Annotated in this window: 19 protein-coding genes and 2 pseudogenes; 5 read left to right on the top strand and 16 right to left on the bottom strand. The window is 72.3% G+C overall.

The features are described from left to right. Window positions 1-4: 4 nt before the first annotated feature. Window positions 5-1,936 carry an anthranilate synthase family protein gene (locus ACYVF4_RS11655; RefSeq protein WP_460722837.1) on the top strand — a complete coding sequence of 644 codons (1,932 nt, stop codon included), beginning with the start codon at window positions 5-7 and terminating at the stop codon, window positions 1,934-1,936. 10 nt (window positions 1,937-1,946) lie between these two features. On the opposite strand, the gene ACYVF4_RS11650 is transcribed toward ACYVF4_RS11655, so the two are convergent. Beyond that, window positions 1,947-3,275, bottom strand: a complete 1,329-nt coding sequence (locus tag ACYVF4_RS11650; protein WP_460722835.1) for a M50 family metallopeptidase — start codon at window positions 3,273-3,275, stop codon at window positions 1,947-1,949. A gap of 79 nt (window positions 3,276-3,354) precedes the next feature. On the opposite strand from ACYVF4_RS11650, the gene ACYVF4_RS11645 reads away from it, so the two are divergent. Beyond that, complete coding sequence (locus ACYVF4_RS11645; RefSeq protein ID WP_460722833.1) at window positions 3,355-5,004, top strand: Mur ligase family protein; 1,650 nt, start codon at window positions 3,355-3,357, stop codon at window positions 5,002-5,004. On the opposite strand, the gene dxr is transcribed toward ACYVF4_RS11645, so the two are convergent. After that, the gene (gene dxr, locus ACYVF4_RS11640; protein ID WP_460722831.1) at window positions 5,005-6,090 is read right to left on the bottom strand and encodes a 1-deoxy-D-xylulose-5-phosphate reductoisomerase; all 1,086 of its coding nucleotides are present in this window, start codon (window positions 6,088-6,090) and stop codon (window positions 5,005-5,007) included. It abuts the gene before it with no gap. Window positions 6,091-6,110: 20 nt separating this feature from the next. After that, on the bottom strand, window positions 6,111-7,055 hold the full coding sequence (locus tag ACYVF4_RS11635; protein ID WP_460722828.1) for an FKBP-type peptidyl-prolyl cis-trans isomerase: 945 nt from the start codon (window positions 7,053-7,055) through the stop codon (window positions 6,111-6,113). Between the two features lie 115 nt (window positions 7,056-7,170). On the opposite strand from ACYVF4_RS11635, the gene ACYVF4_RS11630 reads away from it, so the two are divergent. Continuing rightward, window positions 7,171-7,965 (top strand): lysophospholipid acyltransferase family protein, encoded by a 795-nt coding sequence (locus ACYVF4_RS11630; RefSeq protein ID WP_460722818.1) that lies wholly within the window; start codon window positions 7,171-7,173, stop codon window positions 7,963-7,965. Here the strand turns inward: ACYVF4_RS11630 and ACYVF4_RS11625 are convergent. After that, a complete protein-coding gene (locus ACYVF4_RS11625; RefSeq protein ID WP_460722816.1) occupies window positions 7,934-8,428 on the bottom strand; it encodes an OsmC family protein in 495 nt (164 codons plus the stop codon). The genes ACYVF4_RS11630 and ACYVF4_RS11625 overlap by 32 nt on opposite strands. A 51-nt stretch (window positions 8,429-8,479) precedes the next feature. Between ACYVF4_RS11625 and ACYVF4_RS11620 the strand changes: the two genes are divergently transcribed. Then, window positions 8,480-9,469 carry an asparaginase gene (locus tag ACYVF4_RS11620; RefSeq protein ID WP_460722814.1) on the top strand — a complete coding sequence of 330 codons (990 nt, stop codon included), beginning with the start codon at window positions 8,480-8,482 and terminating at the stop codon, window positions 9,467-9,469. A gap of 55 nt (window positions 9,470-9,524) precedes the next feature. Next, entirely contained in the window at window positions 9,525-10,640 is a 1,116-nt protein-coding gene (gene ald, locus ACYVF4_RS11615) for an alanine dehydrogenase (protein WP_460722813.1), read from the top strand. A 28-nt stretch (window positions 10,641-10,668) separates the two neighbouring features. On the opposite strand, the gene ACYVF4_RS11610 is transcribed toward ald, so the two are convergent. From ACYVF4_RS11610 to atpA, 12 genes and pseudogenes are all read right to left on the bottom strand, one after another. Further along, window positions 10,669-11,898 (bottom strand): saccharopine dehydrogenase family protein, encoded by a 1,230-nt coding sequence (locus tag ACYVF4_RS11610; RefSeq protein WP_460722811.1) that lies wholly within the window; start codon window positions 11,896-11,898, stop codon window positions 10,669-10,671. A gap of 30 nt (window positions 11,899-11,928) precedes the next feature. Then, window positions 11,929-14,796, bottom strand: a complete 2,868-nt coding sequence (locus ACYVF4_RS11605) for an FtsK/SpoIIIE domain-containing protein (protein ID WP_460722809.1) — start codon at window positions 14,794-14,796, stop codon at window positions 11,929-11,931. 67 nt (window positions 14,797-14,863) lie between these two features. Continuing rightward, a complete protein-coding gene (locus tag ACYVF4_RS11600) occupies window positions 14,864-15,688 on the bottom strand; it encodes a PP2C family protein-serine/threonine phosphatase (RefSeq protein WP_460722807.1) in 825 nt (274 codons plus the stop codon). Window positions 15,689-15,758: 70 nt separating this feature from the next. Beyond that, window positions 15,759-16,145 (bottom strand): annotated as a pseudogene (locus ACYVF4_RS11595) (ATP-binding cassette domain-containing protein); the annotation flags it as partial. Between the two features lie 16 nt (window positions 16,146-16,161). Beyond that, a pseudogene (locus ACYVF4_RS11590) lies at window positions 16,162-17,361 on the bottom strand (ABC transporter transmembrane domain-containing protein). Between the two features lie 2 nt (window positions 17,362-17,363). After that, on the bottom strand, window positions 17,364-18,359 hold the full coding sequence (locus tag ACYVF4_RS11585) for an aldo/keto reductase (RefSeq protein ID WP_460722805.1): 996 nt from the start codon (window positions 18,357-18,359) through the stop codon (window positions 17,364-17,366). A gap of 78 nt (window positions 18,360-18,437) precedes the next feature. Further along, window positions 18,438-19,151, bottom strand: a complete 714-nt coding sequence (locus ACYVF4_RS11580; RefSeq protein ID WP_460722803.1) for a large exoprotein — start codon at window positions 19,149-19,151, stop codon at window positions 18,438-18,440. Between the two features lie 111 nt (window positions 19,152-19,262). Next, window positions 19,263-20,012: a YaaA family protein gene (locus ACYVF4_RS11575; protein ID WP_460722801.1), complete on the bottom strand. Its 750-nt coding sequence runs from the start codon at window positions 20,010-20,012 to the stop codon at window positions 19,263-19,265. Between the two features lie 75 nt (window positions 20,013-20,087). Then, window positions 20,088-20,348 carry a F0F1 ATP synthase subunit epsilon gene (locus ACYVF4_RS11570; RefSeq protein ID WP_460722799.1) on the bottom strand — a complete coding sequence of 87 codons (261 nt, stop codon included), beginning with the start codon at window positions 20,346-20,348 and terminating at the stop codon, window positions 20,088-20,090. A gap of 34 nt (window positions 20,349-20,382) precedes the next feature. Next, entirely contained in the window at window positions 20,383-21,831 is a 1,449-nt protein-coding gene (gene atpD, locus ACYVF4_RS11565; RefSeq protein ID WP_460722797.1) for a F0F1 ATP synthase subunit beta, read from the bottom strand. A gap of 22 nt (window positions 21,832-21,853) precedes the next feature. After that, a complete protein-coding gene (locus tag ACYVF4_RS11560; protein ID WP_460722795.1) occupies window positions 21,854-22,750 on the bottom strand; it encodes a F0F1 ATP synthase subunit gamma in 897 nt (298 codons plus the stop codon). Window positions 22,751-22,771: 21 nt separating this feature from the next. Further along, window positions 22,772-24,409, bottom strand: coding sequence for a F0F1 ATP synthase subunit alpha (atpA, locus tag ACYVF4_RS11555; protein ID WP_460722794.1), 1,638 nt, complete (start codon window positions 24,407-24,409; stop codon window positions 22,772-22,774). Window positions 24,410-24,414 lie beyond the last annotated feature (5 nt).

The following is a 24,414-nucleotide window of genomic DNA, read 5'->3' as shown; positions in this document are numbered from 1 at the left end:
CGACATGACCGGGCCCGAACCCTCCCCCGCCGACCTGATGCGCCTCGCCGCGGCAGGCGCCCCCTTCGCGCTGATCTCCCGCACGCCGGACACCGTCGAGGTGCTCACCGGCGACGTCGTGGACGTCGAGCACCTGGCCGACATCCCGCTCACCGGCGCCGACGGCATCCCCCGCGAAGTCCTCGCCCTCGTGCCGTTCCGCCAGGTGCGCGAACGCGGGTTCGCGTGCCACGACGACCGCGCCCCGCTGCGCTGCCTGGTCGTCGGCGACCACCGCACCCTCGCGCGCTCCGACGCCCTCGCACAGCTGCCGTCGGCGCCCGTGCCGTTGGCCGACGCCGGGTTCGACATCGCCGACGAGGACTACGCCGACATCGTCCGCCGCGTCATCGCCGACGAGATCGGCCGCGGCGAGGGCGCCAACTTCGTCATCCGCCGCGACTTCACCGCGGGTGTCGACGCCGACCCGGCGATCGCCGCCCTCACGTGGTTCCGGGCCCTGCTCGAGCACGAGCGCGGCGCCTACTGGACGTTCGCGATCGTCACCCCGGGACACATCGCCGTCGGCGCGAGCCCCGAGGCGCACGTGAGCGCCCTTGACGGCGTGGTCACGATGAACCCCATCTCGGGGACGTTCCGCCACCCCGCCGGCGGAGCCACGGTGGCGACCCTCAGCGAGTTCCTCGAGTCCACGAAAGAGACCGAGGAGCTCTTCATGGTCGTCGACGAGGAGCTGAAGATGATGAGCGCCGTCTGCTCGGACGGCGGCCGCATCACGGGGCCGCACCTCAAGGAGATGTCGCGGCTGACCCACACCGAGTACGTGCTCCGCGGCCGCAGCCGGCTGGATCCCCGCGACATCCTGCGTGAGACGATGTTCGCCCCGACGGTGACCGGCTCGCCCATGCAGAACGCCTGCACCGTCATCGCCCGCCACGAGACCACCCCGCGCGGCTACTACTCCGGGGTCGCCGCCCTGTTCACGCCCCGCACCCAGGCGGGTGAACCCGGCGCGACGCACGATCTCGACGCGCCGATCCTCATCCGCACGGCCTATCTCGTCGACGGTCGGCTGCGCGTTCCGGTCGGGGCGACGCTCGTGCGGCACTCCGACCCGTACGGCGAGGTCGGCGAGACCCACGGCAAGGCCGCCGGCGTCCTCGGCGCGATCGGCGCCGTCCCCCGCGACGTCGCCGCCGAGGCGGCCCCGGACGCCATCGACGAGGACGCCCCGGCGCCCGCGCCCCGCGCCCTGGCGGACGACCCCGGCGTGGCGGCGCTGCTGCAGTCGCGCAACGCCCGGCTCGCGGCGTTCTGGCTCAATCCGCAGGATGCCGGCGGCCACGGTCCCTTCGCCGGCCGCTCCGCGATCGTCGTCGACGCCGAGGACCGTTTCACCACGATGCTCGCCCACCAGCTGCGCCACCTGGGCCTGGACGTCGAGATCGCCGCGTGGGACGCCGTGGACGACGCGCGGCTGGACGCCGCGGAGCTCGTCGTGGCCGGCCCCGGGCCGGGGGATCCGCGCGACGAGTCACTCCCCCGCATCCGTCGCATGCGCGACATCGTGCGCCGCCGACGCGAATCGGGCCGGCCGCTGCTGGCGGTGTGCCTGAGCCATCAGATCCTCGCCCATTCCGTCGGCATCGGCCTGGCCTCGCTGAGCGCGCCCCACCAGGGCCTGCAGAAGACGGTCGACATCTTCGGGCAGGACGCCTCGATCGGGTTCTACAACACCTTCACCGCGCGCGTCGCGCCCGGGGTCTCGCGGGTCGGGGCGACCGAGGTCTCGGCCGACGCCGACGGCGACGTCTACGCCCTGCGCGGCCCCGGATACGCCTCGGTGCAGGGCCACCTGGAGTCGATCCTGTCCCGCGACGGCATGATCACCCTCGAGCGACTGGTTGCGCACGCCCTCACCCCCGTCTCGGCCTGACGGGGCCGCCTCACCCGAAGATCGAGATCGGGTTCACGACGTCCGAGACGATCAGCACGACGCCCATCGCGATGAGTCCCACCACGACGATGAACGTCACCGGCACGAGCCGCGTGGCGTCCACGGGGCGCGGGGGCGGCCGGCGGAAGAGCTTCGAGAAGGCCCGCTTCAGCCCGTCCCACAGCGCGACGGCGACGTGCCCGCCGTCCAGGGGCAGCAGCGGCACGAGGTTGAAGACGAACAGCGCGACGTTCAGCGACGCCAGGAGCGACAGGAACCCGGCGACCCGATTGAGCACCGGCGCGTCGGCCGCGGCGACCTCGCCGGCGATGACCCCCGCGCCCACGACGCTGAGCGGCCCGTCGGGGTCGCGCTCCTGACCGGTGACCGTCGCGACGCCGGTCTGCCACACCAGCACCGGCAGACGCCAGATCACCTGCGCCACCGCACCGACGTTCTCGATCGCCGCCGTCGGGCCCGCCCACAGCGGTTCGCGCACGTAGGCGACCTCTTGACGGATGCCGACGAAGCCCACTTCGGCGGTCTGCGGCTCACCGTCCTCGCCCATGACCGGGCGTCCGCGCTCGTCGGTGACCGGCTGGGTCACCGCCGCGGGGGTGAGGGTGAGCGTGCGCTCGGCGCCGCCCCGCTCGACGACGATCTGCAGCGCATCGCCGGGCGACTCGCGGATGATCGCCGACGCCTCGGCGAACGAGGACACGTCGGTGCCGTCGACGCTGCGCAAGACGTCGCCGGGCAGGATGCCGGCCTCGGCGGCCGGGGCCGGAGGATCGTCGGCTGTGCACGCCGTCCGTCCGGCGCCCGCGGGGATGACGCACTCGCTGACGCTCTGGACGGTGGTCGTGGCCGTCTGCACGCCGATCCCGCTCAGCAGGATCGCGAAGAGCACCATGGCGAACAGCAGGTTCATGACGGGCCCGCCGAGCATGATGATGACGCGTTTGAAGACCGGGAGCCGGTAGAACACCCGGTCGTCGTCGGCGCCCTCGACGGTCTCGTCGTTGGCGGCGCGGGCGTCCTGCACCATCGTGGCGAAGAAGCCGCCGCCGGCGCGCCCGGCACGATCGCCCTCGGCGGGCGAGGGCGGGTACATCCCGGCCATCGAGATGTAGCCGCCGGCGGGGATGGCCTTGACGCCGTACTCGGTCTCGCCGTAGCGGCGCGACCACAGCGTCGGGCCGAAGCCGATCATGTACTGGCCGACGCGCACGCCGAACTTCTTGGCGGGGACGAGGTGTCCGATCTCGTGGAGCGCGATCGACAGCGCCAGCCCCACCACCAGGAGGACGACTCCGACGACGAACGCGATCACTTCCACGAGGACACGGTACCCGCGGCGCGCTCCGAGTTCGCCGCGAACACGGTGCGAGCGCCCCGGGTGAGAGGATGGAGGCGCCATGCCGACTGACGCCCCCTCGAATCTTCCCCCCGTGCTGCGGCCGCAGCATCCGCCGGCGCACGCCCTCAGCGCTCTGGCCGAGCGCTTCGGCGCGACCGTGCGCGGCGACGCCGCCGGTGTGACGCTGACCGGACTCACCCTGGCCACCGCCGACCTGCGCCCCGGTGAGGTGTTCGTGGCGATCCGCGGCGTGAACCGCCACGGGGCCGAGTTCGCCCGCACCGCCGCCGACAAGGGCGCCGTGGCCGTCATCACCGACGCCGCCGGGGCAGAGATCGCCGCCGGGGCCGCCCTGCCCGTCGTCGTCGTCGACGACCCGCGCGCGATCCTCGGCGAGTTGTCGGCGTGGGTGTACGGCACCGGGCCCGAGGACCGGCTGCCGCTGATGTTCGGCACGACCGGCACCAACGGCAAGACGAGCGTGTCGCACCTGCTCGAGGGGATCCTGGGTCAGCTCGGCGTCGTCACGGGTCTCTCCTCCACCGCCGAGCGCCACATCGCCGGCGAGGTGATCGTGTCCCGGCTGACCACGCCCGAAGCCTCGGAGTTCCACGCTCTGCTTGCCCTCATGCGGGAACGAGGCGTCGAGGCCGTCGCGGTCGAGGTGAGCGCCCAGGCCCTCAGCCGCCACCGCGTCGACGGTCTGGTGTTCGACGTCGCCGGCTTCACCAACCTCTCGCACGACCACCTCGACGACTACGCCGACATGCGGGAGTACTTCGAGGCGAAGATGCCGCTGTTCCGTCCGGACAGGTCGCGTCGGGCGGTGATCTCGCTCGACTCCGCTCCGGGTGCCGAGGTCGCCGAGCGCTGCGAGGTGCCGGCGGTGACCATCATCACCCCGGCCATCGCCGCAGACCCCGCCGCCGAGGCGGACTGGGTGGTCGACATCGTCGAGGAGCGTCAGGACGGCACGGCGTTCACCCTGACCGCACGCGACGGCCGCACGCTCACCACCGTCGTCCCCGTCATCGGCCGGCACATGGCCGCCAACGCGGGGCTCGCGATCGTCATGATCCTCGAGGGCGGATACTCCTGGGACGACCTGGTGCGCGCGCTGGACGGCGGCCGCATCGAGGCCTACCTGCCCGGGCGCACGCAGCGCGTCTCGGGCGACCGCGGACCGGCCGTCTACGTCGACTTCGGTCACTCCCCCGACGCCTTCGAGAAGACGCTGGCCGCCATCCGCCACGTCACGCCCGGGCGCGTGCTGATGCTCGTCGGCGCCGACGGCGACCGCGACGCGACCAAGCGCCACGACATGGGACGCACGGCCGTCGAGGGCAGCGACATCCTGGTGATCACCGACCACCACCCCCGCTTCGAGGATCCGGACGGCATCCGCGCCACGCTCATCGAAGGCGCCCGGCGCGCCCGCCCGGACGCCGAGATCCACGAGTTCTCACCGCCGGAGCGCGCCATCGTCGAGGCGGTGCGGCTGGTGGGCGAGGGCGACGCGATCCTGTGGGCAGGCCCCGGGCACCAGGACTACCGCGACGTGCGCGGCACGCGCGCGCCGTACTCGGCACGCGAGCTGGCCCGGCGCGCCCTGCGTGCGGCGGGCTGGCCGGTGCCGGATCCGCAGTGGCCGGTCCCCTATCCCGAGGACCGCATCATCGCCTCGGACCCCGAGCGTCCGATCGACTGATCAGGATGCAGCGGCGATCGCGCGATCCGCGCGCGCCCTCGCCCACGCCTCGGCTTCGGCGAGCGACTCGCGGGTGAGCGCGTCCGGCGGCTCGTGCGCGTCGACGACGCGCTCGACGATGTCGAGGATGCCGAGGAAGCCGATCCGCCCCTCGTGGAACGCATCCACCGCCTGCTCGTTGGCGGCGTTGAAGACCGCGGGGTAGGTCGCACCGGCACGGCCCACGCGCTTGGCCAGGCGCACCGCCGGGAAGGCGGTCTCGTCCAGCGGCTCGAAGGTCCACGTCGCCGCGCGGGTCCAGTCCAGCGGCGCCCCCACGCCCGTGATCCGGTGCGGCCAGTCCAGGCCGAGCGAGATCGGCAGCCGCATGTCCGGCGGCGACGCCTGGGCGAGGGTCGATCCGTCGACGAACTCCACCATGGAGTGGACGATCGACTGCGGATGCACGACGACGTCGATCTCGGAGTACGGCACCCCGAAGAGCAGGTGCGCCTCGATGACCTCGAGGCCCTTGTTCACCAGCGTCGCGGAGTTCGTCGTCACGACGCGCCCCATGTCCCACGTCGGGTGGGCGAGGGCCTGGGCGGGGGTCACCGACTCCAGCTGCGACCGGTCCCGGCCCCGGAACGGCCCGCCCGAGGCGGTGAGCACCAGGCGGCGGACCTCGGCGCGGTCGCCGCCGCGCAGCGCCTGCGCGATCGCGGAGTGCTCCGAGTCCACCGGCACGATCTGCCCGGGCGCGGCCGCGCGCGTGACGAGGTCGCCGCCGACGATGAGCGACTCCTTGTTGGCCAGCGCGAGCGTCCGCCCGGTCTCGAGGGCCGCGAGCGTGGGCCCGAGACCGACCGAGCCGGTGATGCCGTTGAGGACCACGTCGGCCTCGACGTCGCGCACCAGCTGCTCCGCCTCGACGGCTCCGAGCGCCGTGTGCTCGACGCCGAACTCCGCGGCCTGGGCCGCCAGCGTCGTCCGATCGCTGCCCGCGGCCAGCCCGACGACGTCGAAGCGGCGCGGGTTGGCGCGGATGACATCCAGCGCCTGGGTTCCGATGGAGCCGGTGGAGCCGAGGACCAGGACGCGCCGCATCCGGCCAGCCTATCCGCAGGTCACGCGGCCGGCTGGGCTCCCAGGATGTCGATGACGAAGACCAGCGTCTGGCCCGTGAGGTCCTGGTCGTTGATGTCGCCCTCGCCGTAGGCGACCGCGGGCGGCAGCACCGCGACGACCTGCGAGCCGACGGTCTCGCCGACGACGGCATCCGAGAAGCCCTGGACGACCCCGCCGTCGGTCGAGAACGTGAAGGGCGCCTTGCCCCAGCTCTCGTCGAAGACCTCGCCGGTGTCCCACGACACGCCGTGGTACTGCACCAGCACCCCGTCGCCGGCCTCGACGACCTCGCCGTCGCCCTTCTTCAGGGTTCCCTTGGCGAACTCGGTGGGGGCGTCGCCGTCGGGCAGCGACACCGTGGGCGACCCGTCCTCGGCGAGCTCGACGGCGGGCAGCCCGTCGGGGGCCTCCTGCGGCTCGCCCCACGCGGCGCCCGGGACGATGCCGAGCATGTCGACGATGTACACCTCGCCGGCGGCGTTCTCGCTCGGCGGGAAGGTGCCCACGACGCGCGTGCCCGGCGTCGCGCAGCCCAGCAGCTGGCCCAGCGGGTTGTCGGCCGAGATCTGCTGCGGGAGCACGGTGTTCTCGCCATAGCCGAACGAGCCCAGCTGCTCGCCGGTCTCGGCGTTGAAGGCGCTCAGGGCGTACGAGACCAGGTCGCCGGCCTTCGCGGGCTCACCCGATCCCTCGGCGATCACGGTGGTCTGCAGCTCGCCGATCTCGAGCGGCGACTCGAACGTCGCCGTGGACTCCTCGCCCACCTCGCCCTCGACGGTCACGGCGTCGGATGCCGCGCCCGAGGACGCCGCCGCCGCGCACAGGTCGGCGGTGCCCGAGGAGCTCGGCTGCGGCTCCGCGTCGGGGGCGCCGGCGGAGCACCCCGCCAGCAGCAGGGCCGACACGGCGGCAGCGGACAGGGCGACGAGCGGTCGAGCGCGCAAGAGGATTCCTCGGTGGTTCGGGGACGGAAGACTCCATCCTCCCCCATGTCGGCTCCGCTCGCGCTGGGAAAGGGCTATGCCATGGGTGGTATGGATTCGGGAGTACCCTCTTCGGGTGACTTCCGACCAGGCGACCGACACCGTTCCCGACGCCGCCGGTCCCGCACCGGACGCCGAAGAGCCGACCACGCGGATGGGTGCGACCTACGTGCTGGGGCGCACCGTGATCCGGCCGCTCGCCCGGATCATGTACCGCCCCCGCGTCGAGGGACGCGCGAACGTGCCGCGCACCGGCCCGGTGATCTTCGCCAGCAACCACCTCTCGTTCATCGACTCCATCGCCATCCCGGTAGCCGCTCCCCGGCCGGTGCACTTCCTGGCCAAGTCGAGCTACTTCGAAGGCAGCGGCTTCCGCGGCATGCTCTCCCGCGAGTTCTTCACCGCGATCGGCGCGATCCCGGTCAAGCGCGGGGCCGGGCAGGCGGCGCTGGACGCCCTCGACCAGCAGCGCGTGCTGCTGGAGCAGGGAAGCGCCGTCGCGCTGTATCCCGAGGGGACGCGATCCCTCGACGGGCGGCTCTACAAGGGCCGCACCGGGGTCGCCTTCCTCGCGCTCCAGACCGGCGCACCCGTCGTGCCCGTCGGCCTCGTCGGCACCGACAAGGTGATGCCGGTCGGGGCCCGCATGCCGTCGATGAAGCACCGCGTGACCGTGCGGTTCGGCGAGCCCCTCGATCTGTCGCACCACGGACCGGCCGCGTCGGGTCGCGCGCGACGGCTGGCCACCGACGACATCATGGCGGCCATCCACGCCCTGTCCGGGCAGGAGCTCGCCAACGCCTACAACGAGGCTCCGGCGCACGGCACGATCGAGCGGATCAAGCAGGCGCTTCCCCACGAGCGCCGCTGACCTCGATCACCGGTTCGTGGCGGACCGGGAAATTGACCGAGTTCGCGATGAAGCACCACTCGTGCGCCTGCGCGTGAGCGGCGGTGGCGGCATCCCTCATCGACTCCTCCGCCACGGTGACGTGCGGCCGCAGCACGACCTCGCGGAACGCCCCGCCGCCGCGCCCGTCCTCGACCATCACGCCGCTGGCCTCGTCGCGGTAGGCGGTGACGACCACGCCGGCGCGGACGCACGCGTGCAGGTAGGACAGCAGGTGGCATTCGCTCAGGGCGGCCAGCAGCATGTCCTCGGGGTTCCACCGCGACGGATCGCCGCGGAAGGGCTTGTCGGCGGAGGCGAGCAGCTCGGGCTTGCCCGCGACTTCGAGGAGCACGGCACGGTCGTAGTCGCGGTAGCCGCTCGTGCCGGTTCCGCGGTTGCCCGTCCACTCCGACCGGACGAAGTATCGATGCTCGCCGAACATGTGCACAGTCTGTCACGCGGGCTCGCCGGGACCCGACGGTAGGCTTTCGTCGTGCCCCACACCTTCGCCGTTTCGGATGCCGTGGAGCTCGCCGTCGTCGAACGCAGCGGCTTCGTCGAGTCGCGGCACGCCGGCGCGGCGATCGTGCTCTCGCCCGACGGGAGCGTGGCCGCCCGCTACGGAGACGCGTCGGCGCTCATCCTGCCGCGCTCGACGCTCAAGCCCCTGCAGGCCCTCGCGATGCTGTCCGCGGGCGCGCCGCTGGAAGGCGAGCAGCTGGGGCTGGCGACCGCCAGCCACTCCGGCACCGACCGCCACGTCGCCGTCGTGCGCAGCATCCTGGGCGCCGCGCGTCTGGGTGAGGACGCGCTGGGCTGCCCGCCCGCATGGCCGTCGGACACCGCGACGCGGGACGAGCTCATCCGCGAGCGCTCGACGGCGGCCCGCGTGCGCATGAACTGCTCCGGCAAGCACGCCGCCATGCTGCTCACGTGCGTGGTCAACGGCTGGCCGACCGGCGACTACCTCTCGCCCGCCCACCCCCTGCAGGTCCACATCCGCGATGTCGTGGAGCGCCTGATCGGCGAGAAGTCGCCGGCCACGGCCGTCGACGGGTGCGGAGCCCCCGTCTACGCCGTGACCCTGTTCGGCCTGGCCAAGGCGATCCACCGCATCGGGACGGCGTCGACGACGTCGCCCTTCGCGCTCCACCGGAGCGCCGGCGCGCTCGTGCAGGCCGTCCGCGACAACCCGTGGACCATCGACGGGCCGGGTCGACCCGACACCCTGGCCATCGAGCGCGCGGGCGTCTTCGCCAAGACCGGCGCCGAGGGCGTGATGGTGATGACCGCGCCCGACGGCACGACGGTGGCGCTGAAGATGCTCGACGGCAGCAGCCGGGCGAGCACGATCGTCGCCCTGACGATGCTCGAGCGCGCCGGAGCACTGCCGGCTGCCGCGGTCGCCGCCGCGCGCGCGGGCCTGTCGCTGGCCGTCACCGGCGGCGGACACGACGTCGGGGCCATCCGCCCCGCCTTCTAGAAGCGCTCCCAGAAGGAGCATGAACGCTCCAACGGCGGAGCGGAAAGGACCGCACATGAGGATCAGCGTCCCCTCCGAGGTCAAGAACAACGAGTTCCGAGTGGCTCTCACGCCCGCGGGCGTGCACGACCTGGTCGCCGCGGGCCACGAGGTGTTCGTGCAGCGCGGCGCGGGCGAGGGCTCGTCGATGCCGGACTCGGAGTACGACGACGCCGGGGCGATCCTGCTGGACGACGCCGCCGAGGTGTGGTCCCGCGCCGAGCTGCTGCTCAAGGTCAAGGAGCCGATCGCGTCGGAGTACGGCCACTTCCGGGACGACCTGGTGCTGTTCACCTATCTGCACCTCGCGGCCGACCGGCCCCTCACCGAGCGCCTCATGGCCGACGGGGTGACCGCGATCGCGTACGAGACGGTGCAGCTGCCCGGCGGCGGGCTGCCGCTCCTGGCGCCGATGAGCGAGGTCGCCGGTCGGCTGGCCCCCCTCGTGGGGGCCTCGACCCTCATGCGGTCCGCCGGCGGGCTGGGCCTGCTGATGTCGGGGGTTCCGGGCACCCGGCCCGCGCGCGTCACCGTGATCGGCGGCGGCGTGGCGGGCGCGAACGCCGCCGTCATCGCCGTCGGCCTGGGCGCCGATGTGACGGTCTTCGACACCAACATCCAGCGCCTTCGCTACCTCGACGATCACTTCCAGGGCCGCGTGAAGACGGCCGCCTCCAACCCGTTCGACCTCGATCGCGCCGTGGTCGACTCCGACCTGGTCATCGGATCCGTGCTCATCCCCGGCGCGAAGGCGCCGAAGCTCGTCACGAACGAGATGGTCTCGCGCATGCGGCCGGGCTCGGTGCTGGTCGACATCGCCGTGGATCAGGGCGGCTGCTTCGAGGACACCCGCCCCACCACGCACGCCGACCCGACCTTCCCCGTGCACGGGAGCGTCTTCTACTGCGTGGCGAACATGCCCGGCGCCGTGCCGAACACCTCGACCTCGGCGCTGACCAACGCGACCCTGCCCTACGTCCGCCAGATCGCCCGGCGGGGCTGGCGTGAGGCGATGCGGGCGGATGCCGCGCTGGCGGGCGGCCTGAACGTCATCGGCGGCCGGGTCGTCAACGCCGGCGTGGCCACCGCCCACGGGGTCGAGGGCGCGCCGCTGGCCGACGCGCTGGGCTGACCGCGCGGCGACCCGCGGCGGCCTGCGGTCACGGCAGCGGCTTCTCCTGGATGCCCCACGGCGAGTCGTAGCCGGCCGGCGCGGGGGCGGCGAGCAGCTCGAGGAAGGGCCGCGCGTCGAAGGCCTCGGGACCCAGCACGCCGCTCCCCTGCCACGTGCCGCGCGCCAGCAGCTCGAGGGCGACGACGGGGTTGATCGCCGTCTGCCACACGACGGCCTGGCATCCGTCCAGCGCCATCGTGTGCTCGTTGTCGACCACGTGGTACAGGTAGGTCGAGCGCGGCGCGCCGTCCTTGCCCGTGCCGGTGACCCAGACGCCGGCGCACGTCTTGCCCGACATGCGGTCGCCGAGGGTCGCGGGATCCGGAAGGCACGCGGCGACGACGTCCCGCGGCGAGACCGTCACGCCTTTCACGCTCACGGGGTCCGTCCGGTCCAGCCTCAGCTTGTGCAGCACCTTCAGCACCTCGATGAACTCGTCGCCGAGCCCGTACTTGAACGTCACCCGCCGCGCCGAGGTCCAGCGCGGCATCAGCAGCACCTCCTCGTGCTCGACGTTCACGCACTCGACCGGGCCGATCCCCTCGGGGAAGTCGAACACCTCGGGCTCGCTGAAGGGGGCGGTGGTGTACCAGCCGCGGTCACGCTCGTAGATCACCGGCGGATTGAGGCACTCCTCGATCGTGGTCCAGATCGAGAAGGACGGCGCGAAGTCGTAGCCGGCGACCACCAGGTTCGCGCCGTCGCGCACCCCGATCTCGTCGATCTCGTCGAACAGCTCGTCCTGGGCGTATCGCGCGAGCACGTCGGACAGCCCCGGCTCGACGCCGATCCCCACGAGCGCCAGGCGGCCGGCGTCGCGCCACGCGTCCTGCTGCGCGAACTGCTCATCCCCCAGCTTCACACCTGTCAGCTCGTGCGGCTTGTCGGGGTGGGGCCGCGAGAGGCTCATCGCCATGTCGAGGTACGTCACGTCCGCCCGCGCGCACCCCTCGAAGATCGGCATGACGAACCGGGGGTCGACGGCGTTGAGGACGTGGGTGCAGGCGTGCTCGCGGATGAGCGCCGCCACCGAGCCGGCATCCGATGCGTCCACCCTCGCCGCCGTGAACCGGGGGTCCGCCAGGGCGCCGACGAGGGCTTCGGGACGGGCCGGGTCGTAGTCGGCGACGACGACGGCCTCGTAGAAGTCGCGGCGTGCGGCGATGCGGGCCGCGGCGGAGCCGACGCCGCCGGCGCCGATGATGAGGATGCGCATGAGTCTCCTGCGGGTGGGTGTGGTGCGACGCTATGGGCGCTCCCCCGCGCGGTCAACCACCCGCCGCGCGACGGAACGACCTGATTCGGCCGCCGGGAGGACGATGCGGACGGGGGTGTCGCCGGCCGAGATGAGCCACGCGCGACCGCGGCCGGGCTCGGCGAACGGCGGCAGCGAGCGGATGCCGGCGAGCATGCGCAGCTCCGCACCGCACGAGGCGTCGACGACCAGGTCCCGCTCGGCGCGGAACTCCGCGAGCACGCGCCAGCTGCGCTGCCAGTCATCGGGGTCGCCCGAGACGACGACGGGCCCCGCGCCGCCGACGCCGCCGCCGGTGTACTCCTCGACGGTGATCACGTCGAGGCCGGACTCCCGCCACGCCGACTCCGCCGCCCGCGCTGCCGGCGAGCGTCTGGTCACGAAGCCGGTCACGGCGGATGCCGGGACCCACACCGGCGGCGGCAGCCGCCGCGGCCGGGCGACGGACGGGCCGACCGCCACGTGGACCGCTGTACCGTCGAGCACGCCGCGGCCGGGCGGCGCGTGGGGCGAGAACAGGGCGGGATCGCCGCCGGCGGCGAGGTGGTCCGCGCGGGCCGGCATCCGCAGCACGAGGCGGCGCGGCAGCATGTCGGCGATGCGGGCCGCGGGACCCACGAGGCGCTGCACCGCCGCGACGACGAGGATGCCGAGGTATCCGCTCTCGCGTGCGAGCCGCTCCAGCGTCTCGGCGAGCTGCTGGGCGTACTCGGTCGGGTACCGGCTCAGCAGCGCGTCCAGATCGTCCGCCAGGACCACCGTCCCGGCCTCGGGCGGGGACGCCTCCCATCCCGCGACCACGTCCCAGGCCTCCTCCGGGTCCGCGGGGATGACGAGCGCGCGCCGCCCCGCCTGCGCCGCCAGCGACCGCACCGCGGTCGTGCGGCCGGAGCCTGGTCCGCCGACGATGAGGAGCCCGCGGTCCTCGATCGCGAGCGCCGCGACCGGCTGGCGCTGGTGGTCGGGCTCGTCGGCCAGCCCCAGGACCAGCGCGCCCTCGGGGCGAGGCGCGGCGGCGAGGTCGCCGAGGTCGACGCGGTCGGCCAGAGCCGGCAGCCATGGTCGTCGGGGTGCGGGCGCCGCGGCATGGACGGCGGTCACCGCGGCCACGTCCTCCTCGCGGGAGAGGGCGACGCGGATGCGGGTGGGTGCCGGGTCGGCCGCTCGCCGGACGACCGCCACCCCGCGCCCCGCGACGCCGCCGGGGATCTCGGCGGCGGCATCGGTTCCCACCACGCTGCGGCTGTCGCCGCGGTCGGTCACCCGCAGGCTGAGGCGCAGCGGGCAGTTCGCGAGCAGCGACTCGCGGATGACGCCCGCGATCCGCTGCGTCCCGAGGACGAGGTGCATCCCGAGCGCCCGGCCGCGGGCGGCGACGTCGGTGAACACGGCGTGGAGCTCCGGCTGATCGGCCAGCAGCGCCGCGAACTCGTCCACGACGATGACCAGGCGCGGGATGCCCACTCTCGGGTCGCCGATGTCGCGGACTCCCGCCGCCGCCAGCGCGCTCTCGCGCCACCGGACCTCGGCGCGCAGGCTCTGGATGGCCCGGTGGGCGCCCGCGCCGTCGAGATCCGTGATGACGCCGGTCACGTGCGGCAGGCCGGCGAGGGCGTCGAAGGCCGTCCCGCCCTTGAAGTCCGCCAGCAGGAAGCTGACCGCGGTAGGCGGATGCGCGGCGCACAGCCCGAGGATCCAGGTGGTCAGCAGCTCGCTCTTGCCGGATCCGGTGACGCCGGCCACCACCGCGTGCGGCCCGTCGGCGACCAGATCGACCGCGAAGAGACCGGCGTCGCTCGTCCCGAGCGCGGCCTGCAGGCCCGTCGAGTGCGGCGACGACTGTGCGAACACGTCCGCGAACGCCAGCGGCTCCTGCGGCACGGGCGGCCCCAGCACCGCGTCCGCCCGGTCGGCGAGCCACGAGGCGATCGCCCGCGCCTGCGTGAGGCCGACCGCCTCGAGGGAGGCCTCCTCCTCACCGGTCCCACGGGTGATGGAGCCGCGATCGAGCCCCCGGACGCGGATCGACACCGCGCAGTGCGGCGCGCGAGCCGCATCGTCGCCGCGGCACAGGATCAGCTCGGCATCGTCGGGAACTCCTTCCCCGGGACCGACGATCGCGAGCGCACGCCCGGTGACGGCGCGGCGGTGCGGCAGCGCCTCGGCCCACGCGTTTTCGCCTCGGAGCGGCCCGACGATGCGCAGCGTCCCCGGCGGCGCACTGAGGCACAGCTGCAGGACGAGTCCCCGCAGCACGCCGTCGGCTGCGAGCTCGTCCCCCGCCACCGAGACGCCCGCGTCGGCGGGGACGACCAGGGGCGCGCCGTCGAGGACCGCGGCGGCCGCGCGGATGCTCGCCGCCTGCGGGTCGCCCGTCCCGCCCGAGACCCGCACGGAGCTCCCGGTGGCGCCCGCCCCGACGACGAGCGTCCCCGCCCGGCCGGGCACCGACCGCCACAGCTCGGCCTCCGCGGTCAGGAAGCGGGAGACATCCGGATGCAGCGACCAGCGCTCACGGCGCTCCGCGTCGTGCCGCCTGGCGACCTCGGCCGCAACGGCCTCGCACGCGACCGCGGCGGCTGCTGCGGCGCGGCGCCGCTCCCGCCGCGTGGACCGGGCGTGATCGAGCATGGTGGCACCGGCCACGAGGGGTCCGAGAGCGGCGAGCCACAGTGCGAGGACCGACCCGGTCACGAGCCAGATCGCCACTGCGCCCACCACCGGGACGACGGCGGCCAGGATCGGAACGCCCGCCCGCGACGGCGGGGTCCAGGCGTCGGGCAGAGCCAGCGGCTCGTCGGATGCGACGACCGGGGCGCGGGAAGGGGCGCGAAGCGCTGCGGCGACGGCGTCGGTCATGCCCCCAGCCAAGACCCCCGCCGCAGTCGACACGGGGGTTCTGCGCGCGCCTGTGGATGAAGGGGCGTCAGTCCTCGGCTGGGGAGGAGACGTCGCCGGCGGGGGAGGCGACGTCGTCGGCCCGCGAAGAGCCGTGCACGTCGAGCACGATGATCGAGATGTTGTCCCGGCCGCCGTTCTCGAGCGCCGCATCGAGCATCGCCTCGACGGCGGCCGCCGGATCGCCGTGCTCGGTCAGGAAGTGCTTGATGCCGTAGTCGGTGAGCTCCTTGGTCAGCCCATCCGAGCAGATGACGAATCGGTCGCCCTCGGTCAGGTCGATCCGGACGTAGTCCGGGGTGACGCTCTCGCTGGGGCCGACGGCACGCGTGATGACGTTGCCGTAGGGGTGGTTCTCGGCCTCTTCGGGACTCAGCCGGCCCGCCGTGACCAGCTCCTGCACGACGGAATGGTCGGTCGTGATCTGCACGATCGCGCCGTCGCGGACGAGGTACACGCGAGAGTCGCCGATGTTCAGGGTCACCCAGTGGGGCTCCTCCGCGGCGAGGTCGAGGTAGACGCCGGTGAGCGTGGTACCGGTGCCGTCGTCGGTGGCTTCGGGGTGGTCGGCGATGTCCTGGACCGCACGGCTGAGCGCCTTCTCGATCTCGTCGGGGGTCACCTCACCGCCGTCCACGACCTCGCGCAGCCGCGCGATCGTGCTGGCGCTGGCGATCTCGCCCCCGATGTGACCGCCCATGCCGTCGGCGACGACGAAGAGGGGGAAGCCGGCGAAGACGGCATCCTGGTTCACATCTCGGCGGCGACCCTCGTGCGTGACCGCCGCCCACGACAGCGTCATCTCGCCGGTGGGCGCGGTGATCGCATGCGATTGGGTGGTTACCTCGGGCACGCCTGTCCTCTCTTGAGCCGGGAATCGATCCGTCCGGCTCGACCGGTCGGCGTTTTCACATCCTAGTGTGTCAGGCGCCGCGTCCCTCGGACATCGGCGTCGGCGTCCCGGCATCCGCCCCGTCGGCGTCCGCGTCGGCGGGCGCATCGAACTGGCCGTCGTACAGCCGGCGGTAGTGGCCGTGCCGCGCGAGCAGGGCCGCGTGGTCGCCCTGTTCGACGATGCGTCCGTCCTCCATGACCAGGATGAGACCGGCATCCCGGATCGTCGACAGGCGATGGGCGATCACGAACGACGTCCGGTCCCGCCGCAGGCGCGACATGGCGCGCTGGATGAGCAGCTCCGTGCGGGTGTCCACCGAGCTGGTCGCCTCGTCGAGGATGAGGATCCGCGGATCGGCCAGGAACGCCCGCGCGATGGTGATGAGCTGGCGCTCCCCCACGCTAGGGGACCTCCCAGGGGCCGTCCGCCGCTCATGCCGCCTCCTCCGCCGCGAGCTGCGAGTCCACGATCTCGCGGTACGTCGGGCACTCCTCCACGAGGGTCTCGTGCGTCCCGATCCCCACGACGCGACCGTTGTCCAAGACGACGATCTGGTCGGCGGTGCGGATGGTCGACACCCGCTGGGCGATCACCAGGCGGGTGGCGCCCGGCAGCGCGTCGTCCAGGGCGCGCCGCAGCGCGGCATCCGTCCCCAGATCCAGGGCGCTGAAGGAGTCGTCGAAGATGTAGAGGGAGGGCTGCTTCACCAGTGCCCGGGCGCTGGCGAGGCGCTGGCGCTGGCCGCCCGAGACGTTCGTTCCCCCCTGCGAGATGGGCGATGCCAGGCCCTAGGTAGGTGAGGAAGGCGAACAGGGTGCCGATCTGGACGCGGCCGTCCTGGATCTGGAAGGCGCCGAACCAGATCACCGCCACGCTCGAGACGTTCAGCACCAGCATCACCGCGGGGAACATCAGCGCCATCAGGTTCCCGGCGCGCAGCGCCGCCGACATCACATCCCCGCTGGCGGCGGCGAACCGCGCCCGTTCGTGGTCCTCGCGGACGAAGGCGCGGACGACCCGGATGCCGGCCAGCTGCTCGCGCATGACCTGGTTGACCCGATCGATCCGCTGCTGCATCCGGGCGAAGGCGGGCACCATGCGCCAGACGATCAGCCCCACGATCACGAGCAGGACGGGGATGGTCACCGCCATCAGCCACGCCAGCCCCGCATCCTGACGGATGGCCATGATCACGCCGCCGACGGCGAGCATCGGCGCTGAGACCATGAGGGTCGCCGAGACCTGCACGAGCATCTGCACCTGCTGCACGTCGTTGGTGCCGCGGGTGATGAGGGACGCCGGCCCGAACTGCCCGACCTCGCGCTGCGAGAAGGCCACGATGCGCCGGAAGAGGTCCGCGCGCAGGTCCCGGCCGACCCCCATCGCCAGCCGCGAGCCGAAGTAGACGGCCACGATCGCCGCGGCGACCTGGACGATGCTGACGCCCAGCATGACGCCGCCGAGCCGCCAGATGACGGGGATGACGCCGCGCACGACGCCGTCGTCGATGACGTCGGCGTTGAGGGTGGGCAGCAGCAGCGCCGCGAAGGACTGCGCCAGCTGGAACACCACGACCGCCACGATCAGCGGCAGGCGGGGCGCAGGTACCGGGCGAGGAGGGCGCCGAGCACGGTCAGACCTTGGCGCCGGGGTCCTCGGGCAGCGGGAACAGTCCGTCGATGATCTCGAGGTCCGCCGGCGTGGGGCTCCACGCCGTGGCGGCGCGGGCGTTCGAGCGGATCTGCTCGGCGCTGGTCGCCCCGGCGATGACGCTCGAGAGCGAGGCGCGCGCGAGCAGCCAGCCGAACGTCGCCTCGAGCATGGTGATCCCCCGCTCCCGGCAGAACTCCTCGAACGCCTCGAGGGCGTCCCACGGCGCGTCCCGCCACACGTGCTGGCGCTGTCGCATGATGCGCGTGTCGGTGGGCGCCTCGTCGCGGCGGAACTTGCCGGTGAGCAGGCCGTTGTGCAGCGGGAAGAAGGGCAGGAAGCCGAGCCCGAACCGCTCGACGGCGGGGAGGACCTCGCGCTCGGCGGCGCGCGCCAGCAGGCTGTAGTGGTTCTGGGCCGAGACGAAGGGGATGCCGGCGCGCGATGCGGCGACGTAGTGCGCTTCGGCGATCTGCCAGCCGGCGAGGTTGGAGTGGCCGATGTAGCGGACCTTGCCCTCGCGGACCAGATCGGCGAGCACGTCGAGGGTCTCCTCGATGGGGGTGCGCGGGTCGGGCGTGTGCAGCTGGTACAGATCGATCCAGTCGGTCTGGAGCCGCCTGAGCGACCCCTCCACCGCGCGGCGGACGTACGAGCGCGAGGCCTTCGCGCCGACGGCCGCGCCGTAGCCGATGTCGCGCCCGAAGTGCCCGAACTTCGTGGCGAGCACGACGCGGTCGCGCCGTCCCGACAGCGCGTGGCCCATGAGGGTCTCGGACTGGCCGGGGTCGGCGCCGTACATGTCCGCCGTGTCGAGGAACGTCACGCCCGCGTCGATGGCGGCGTCGAGGACCTCGCGCGTGCCCTCCAGGGTCTCGGTGCGGGTGCCGGCCCTGCCGAAGTTGTTGCAGCCCAGCCCGACGGCGGATACGAGCAGGCCCGAGGCGCCCAGGCGCCGAAGCGGTACATCAGTGGTCATGAGGACAACGCTAGACCCGATCGCGGACGCCCCGACGCGACGAAGGCCTCCCCGGTCAGGGGAGGCCTTCGTCGGCGGTCAGGCGCGCGGGGGCTCGGTCGGTCCGGCCGCGGGCGGCTCGCTCGAGGGCGGCGGGGTCGCAGCGGGCGGCGCCGGGGGCGGGGGCGGGGTCGCCGCCGCGGGCGGCGGCGTGTACCCGGCCGGCGGCGCGGGCGGCGCGCTGTAGCCCGCGGGCGGCTGGTACGCGCCGGCCGGAGCAGCAGGCGCGGCGGCACCGGCATCCGGCTGGACGGGGATGCCCGGCCAGACCGTGGTGTCCCGCAGGAACGTCGTCCGCCACGGCGACGGGACGATGTTCGGGTTCCACGATTCCGTGCCGAAGGCGAGGATCCCGAGCCAGATGAGCGGGCCGAGGCCGGGGATCAGCCACAGCAGGAGCAGCGGCCAGTCCTTCCCGAGCTTCAGACCCACCCGCCAGGCCGCCATCACGGCGGCCGCGATCGCCACCAGCGACAGGATCGGGCCGAGGACGGGGATCTGCCCGAGCAGCGCCGAGACGGCGATCGCACCGAGCATCACCCAGGGAGACAGGTCGCCGAGCTTGGCGAACACGAGCATGTTGTACACCGGCACCCACGCGCGCCACCGGCCCTGGACTCCGGCCTTGTCGAAGATCTTCATCAACAGGAAGGAGCCGATGAGGTATGCGGCGAGGGAGAGGATGAGGAGAATCGGCAGGAGGACCAGCCAGAAGGCCAGCAGGGCTCCGTAGCCGCCGTAATCGTTGTCCATGGATCGACCTTCCAGAGTCGAGGACGCGGGGACCGCGCCGCGAGGCCAGCCCCCGCTGGGCATCATGCTAGCGACGGCGTGCGCGCGGTGTCAGCAAGCGCGCCGCCCGTGTCAGGCGAACAGCTGCAGCTCCCCCGTGGCCCCGGGCTCCAGACGCACGCCCTGCTCCCGCGCCCACGAACGCAGGCCCGCCTCGGTGGCCGCGCGGGGCCGCGTGAGGGCGAGCCGGCGGACGAGGTCGCCCTTCGCGCGCTTGTTGAAGTGGTTGAGCGCGCGGACGGCGCCGTCGGCGGACTCGGTCACCACGCGCACATACGACGACCGGATGCCGGCGGGCACCGGCCCGAGCGCGACGTACGCCTCTGAGCGCAGGTCGAGCACGAACCGCGGGGCGAGCTCGGCGAGGGCGCTCGTCACCGCGTCGGCCCAGACGCGCGCGGGCGGCGGCAGGGACGGCAGCCGCACGCCGGCGCCGAGCCGATAGGCCGGGATGCCGTCGAGCGCGCCGACCGGGCCCCACGGCGCGGAGTGGATCATGGCGTGCGCGCCGAGCCACCGCCGCACGGGCGCGTCCAGCGACGCGGCGTCCAGGGCATCGAACAGCACGCCGGTGTAGCGGTCCACGGCGGGCATGGTCGGCGCGTCGCGCACCGCGGCGTTGACGGCGACCTCCCCGTGCAACCGGGGGCCGAGTCCGAGCACGCGGGCCGCGGTCCCGGCATCCGAGGACAGCGACACCAGCGCCTCGATGACAGCGTCGCGCACGGGTGCGAGCCCGGGCAGCGCGAGCTCGCCGGTCCGGAGCGGGGCGCCGGTGCCGCCGGGGCGCTTCGTCTCGGAGGGGGGAAGGAGGATCAGCATGAGGCTCCGAGGGGCGTGGACGGGACGGGAAAGCGCCGCCCGGCGATGCCGGGCGGCGCTTTCACGCGTGGGGTGTCAGGAGATCAGCGCAGCGTTGCCGGCGACGATCGTCAGCTCGTCACCCGCCATCGACAGGAACCCGTCCTGGGCGTTGGCGATGATCTTCGGGCCCGAGGACTGGGTGATGCGCACCTGGCCCTCGGCGAGGATCGCGAGCACGGGCTCGTGCCCCGGCATGAAGCCGATCTCGCCCTCGACGGTCTTGGCGACCACGAGCGAGGCCTCGCCCGACCAGACCTCCGCGTCCGCGGAGACCAGACTCACCTTCAGCGGCACTTCGACTCCCTCCGGTCGCTCAGCACGAGCATGATCAGCCGTTCTCCTTCTGGATCTGCGCCCAGCGCTCCTCGACGTCCGAGATGCCGCCGACGTTGAAGAAGGCCTGCTCGGCGACGTGGTCGAAGTCGCCCTTCACGATCGCGTCGAAGGACTCGATCGTCTCCTTGATCGGGACCGTGGAGCCCTCGACGCCGGTGAACTTCTTGGCCATGTACGTGTTCTGCGACAGGAACTGCTGGATGCGACGCGCACGCGACACGACGACCTTGTCCTCTTCGGAGAGCTCGTCGACACCGAGGATCGCGATGATCTCCTGCAGCTCCTTGTTCTTCTGCAGGATCTGCTTCACGGCGGTGGCCACACGGTAGTGGTCCTCACCGATGTAGCGCGGGTCCAGGATGCGGCTCGTCGAGGACAGCGGGTCGACCGCGGGGTAGAGACCCTTCGACGCGATCTCACGCGAGAGCTCGGTGGTGGCGTCCAGGTGCGCGAACGTCGTCGCGGGGGCCGGGTCGGTGTAGTCGTCGGCGGGGACGTAGATCGCCTGGAGCGAGGTGATCGAGTGTCCGCGCGTGGACGTGATGCGCTCCTGCAGGACGCCCATCTCGTCGGCGAGGTTCGGCTGGTAGCCCACCGCCGAAGGCATGCGACCGAGCAGCGTCGAGACCTCGGAGCCGGCCTGCGTGAAGCGGAAGATGTTGTCGATGAACAGCAGCACGTCCTGCTTCTGCACGTCGCGGAAGTACTCCGCCATCGTCAGGGCCGACAGGGCGACGCGCAGACGCGTCCCCGGGGGCTCGTCCATCTGGCCGAACACCAGGGCGGTCTTGTCGAAGACGCCCGCCTCCTCCATCTCGTGGATGAGGTCGTTGCCCTCACGGGTGCGCTCGCCGACACCGGCGAACACCGACACACCGCCGTGGTCCTGCGCGACGCGCTGGATCATCTCCTGGATGAGGACCGTCTTGCCCACGCCCGCGCCGCCGAACAGGCCGATCTTGCCGCCCTGCACGTACGGGGTCAGCAGGTCGATGACCTTGATGCCGGTCTCGAACATCTGCGTCTTGGACTCGAGCTGGTCGAAGTTCGGCGCCTTGCGGTGGATCGGCCAGCGCTCGGTGACCTCGACGGTCGCACCCGGCTCGGCGTTGAGGATCTCACCGGTGACGTTGAACACCTTGCCCTTGGTCACGTCGCCGACGGGCACCGTGATCTGGTCTCCGGTGTCGCGGACTTCCTGACCGCGGACGATGCCGTCGGTCGGCTTCAGAGCAATCGCGCGGACGAGGTCGTCACCCAGGTGCTGGGCCACCTCGAGCGTGATCTCGCTGGACTCGCCCTCGATCGTGATCGTGGTCTTCAGCGCGTTGTAGATGTCGGGGATCGAGTCGTGGGGGAACTCGATGTCGACGACCGGACCGGTGACGCGGGCGACGCGTCCGACGGTCGGGGCTTCCGTCTTCTCAGCGGTGAGGCTCATGGCTTCTTCTCTTTCGTATGGTCTATTTGCCCGATGCCAGGGCGTCGGCGCCGCCGACGATCTCGGCGATCTGCTGCGTGATCTCGGCCTGACGCGCGTTGTTGCGCAGGCGGGTGTAGTCGGTGATGAGCTTGTCGGCGTTGTCGCTGGCCGACTTCATCGCCTTCTGCGTTGCGGCGTGCTTGGCCGCGGAAGACTGCAGGAGGGCGTTGAAGACCCGGCTCTGGATGTACACCGGCAGGAGGGCATCCAGCACGGTCTCGGCATCCGGCTCGAACTCGTACAGCGGGTACACCTGCGCCGACGCGTCCTCATCGGCCTCGACGACCTCGAGGGGCAGCAGGCGCACGCGCTCCGGCGACTGGGTCATCATGCTCACGAAGCGGTTGTACACGAGGTGGATCTCGTCCACTCCGCCGTCGTCCCCGCCACGGTCGTAGGCGTCGAGCAGGGTCGCCGCGATCTCCTCGGCCGTGTGGAAGTGAGGCGTGTCGGTGTCACCCGTCCACTCCGCCGCGCTCTGCATGCGCCGGAACTGGAAGTACCCGACGGCCTTGCGGCCGATGAGGTAGAACACCGGCTCCTTGCCCTGCCGGCGAAGGAGTTCGCCGACCTCGAGGCCCTCCCGCAGGATCTGCGAGTTGAACGCGCCCGCGAGGCCGCGGTCGGACGAGAAGATCACGACCGCGGAGCGGCGGATCGTCTCGCGTTCGACAGTCAGCGGGTGGTCGACGTTGGAGTGCGTCGCGACGGCCGACACGGCCCTCGTCACGGCACGCGCGAAGGGAGACGACGCGCGAACGCGCGCCATCGCCTTCTGGATGCGCGAAGCCGCGATGAGCTCCATCGCCTTCGTGATCTTCTTGGTGGTCTGAGCAGAGCTGATCTTCTGCTTGTAGACCCGCAGTTGTGCGCCCATGGTCCTATTCCGACCGGGCCGTCAGCGACGGCCCTTGACGATCTTCTCCTGGTTGACGTCCTCGGCCTCGGCCGCGGCGACCTCTTCGTGACCGGGCTTGCCGATGGCCTGCCCCTTGCCGGCACGGAACTCCAGGATGAACTCGTCGGTCTTCTTGCCGAGCTCGGCCGCGGTGTCGTCGTCCAGGACGTTCGTCTCGCGCAGCGTGTCGAGGATCGACGTGTTGCGACGCAGGTAGTCCAGCAGCTCGCGCTCGAACGACAGCACGTCCTCGACCTCGATCGAGTCCAGCTTGCCGTTGGTGCCGGCCCAGATCGACACGACCTGCTCCTCGACCGGATACGGCGAGTACTGCGGCTGCTTGAGCAGCTCGGTCAGACGCGCGCCGCGAGCCAGCTGGCGGCGGGACGCGGCATCCAGGTCGCTCGCGAACATCGCGAACGCCTCGAGCGAGCGGTACTGCGCCAGCTCCAGCTTGAGCGTGCCCGAGACCTTCTTGATCGACTTCACCTGGGCGTCGCCGCCGACGCGCGACACCGAGATGCCGACGTCGACGGCGGGACGCTGGTTGGCGTTGAACAGGTCGGACTGCAGGAAGATCTGCCCGTCGGTGATCGAGATGACGTTGGTCGGGATGTACGCCGAGACGTCGTTGGCCTTCGTCTCGATGATCGGCAGACCCGTCATCGAACCGGCTCCCAGCTCGTCCGACAGCTTCGCGCAGCGCTCGAGCAGGCGCGAGTGCAGGTAGAAGACGTCACCCGGGTACGCCTCGCGGCCCGGGGGACGGCGCAGCAGCAGCGACACGGCGCGGTAGGCCTCGGCCTGCTTCGACAGGTCGTCGAAGATGATCAGGACGTGCTTGCCGCCGTACATCCAGTGCTGGCCGATGGCCGAGCCGGTGTAGGGCGCCAGGTACTTGAAGCCGGCGGGGTCCGACGCGGGTGCGGCGACGATCGTGGTGTAGTCCATCGCGCCGGCCTCTTCGAGCGCGCCCTTGACGGCGGCGATCGTCGAGCCCTTCTGGCCGATGGCGACGTAGATGCAGCGGACCTGCTTGCTGACGTCGCCCGAGTCCCAGTTGGCCTTCTGGTTGATGATCGTGTCGATCGCGATCGCCGTCTTGCCGGTCTGGCGGTCGCCGATGATCAGCTGGCGCTGACCGCGGCCGACGGGGATCATCGCGTCGATGGCCTTGATGCCGGTCTGGAGCGGCTCGTGCACGCTCTTGCGCTGCATGACACCGGGAGCCTGCAGCTCGAGGGCACGGCGACCCTCGGTGGCGATGTCGCCCAGGCCGTCGATCGGGTTGCCCAGCGGGTCGACCACGCGGCCGAGGTAGCCGTCGCCCACGGCGACCGACAGGACCTCACCGGTGCGGGTGACCTGCTGGCCGGCCTCGATGCCCGAGAACTCGCCCAGCACGACCACGCCGATCTCGTGCTCGTCGAGGTTCAGAGCCAGACCCTCCGTGCCGTCCGCGAAGCGGACGAGCTCGTTGGCCATGACGCCCGGAAGCCCCTCGACGTGTGCGATGCCGTCGGCGGCGTCGATGACGGTGCCGGTCTCGGTGGCCGCGGCGCCCGTGGGCTCGTACGCGGCGACGAAGTCCTTCAGCGCGTCCCGGATGGCGTCGGGGCTGATAGAGAGTTCTGCCATTGTCT

The organism is Microbacterium aureliae (assembly GCF_054780155.1).
The sequence above is the reverse complement of the archived record's forward strand: the minus strand, read 5'-3'. Positions and strand labels throughout refer to the sequence as shown.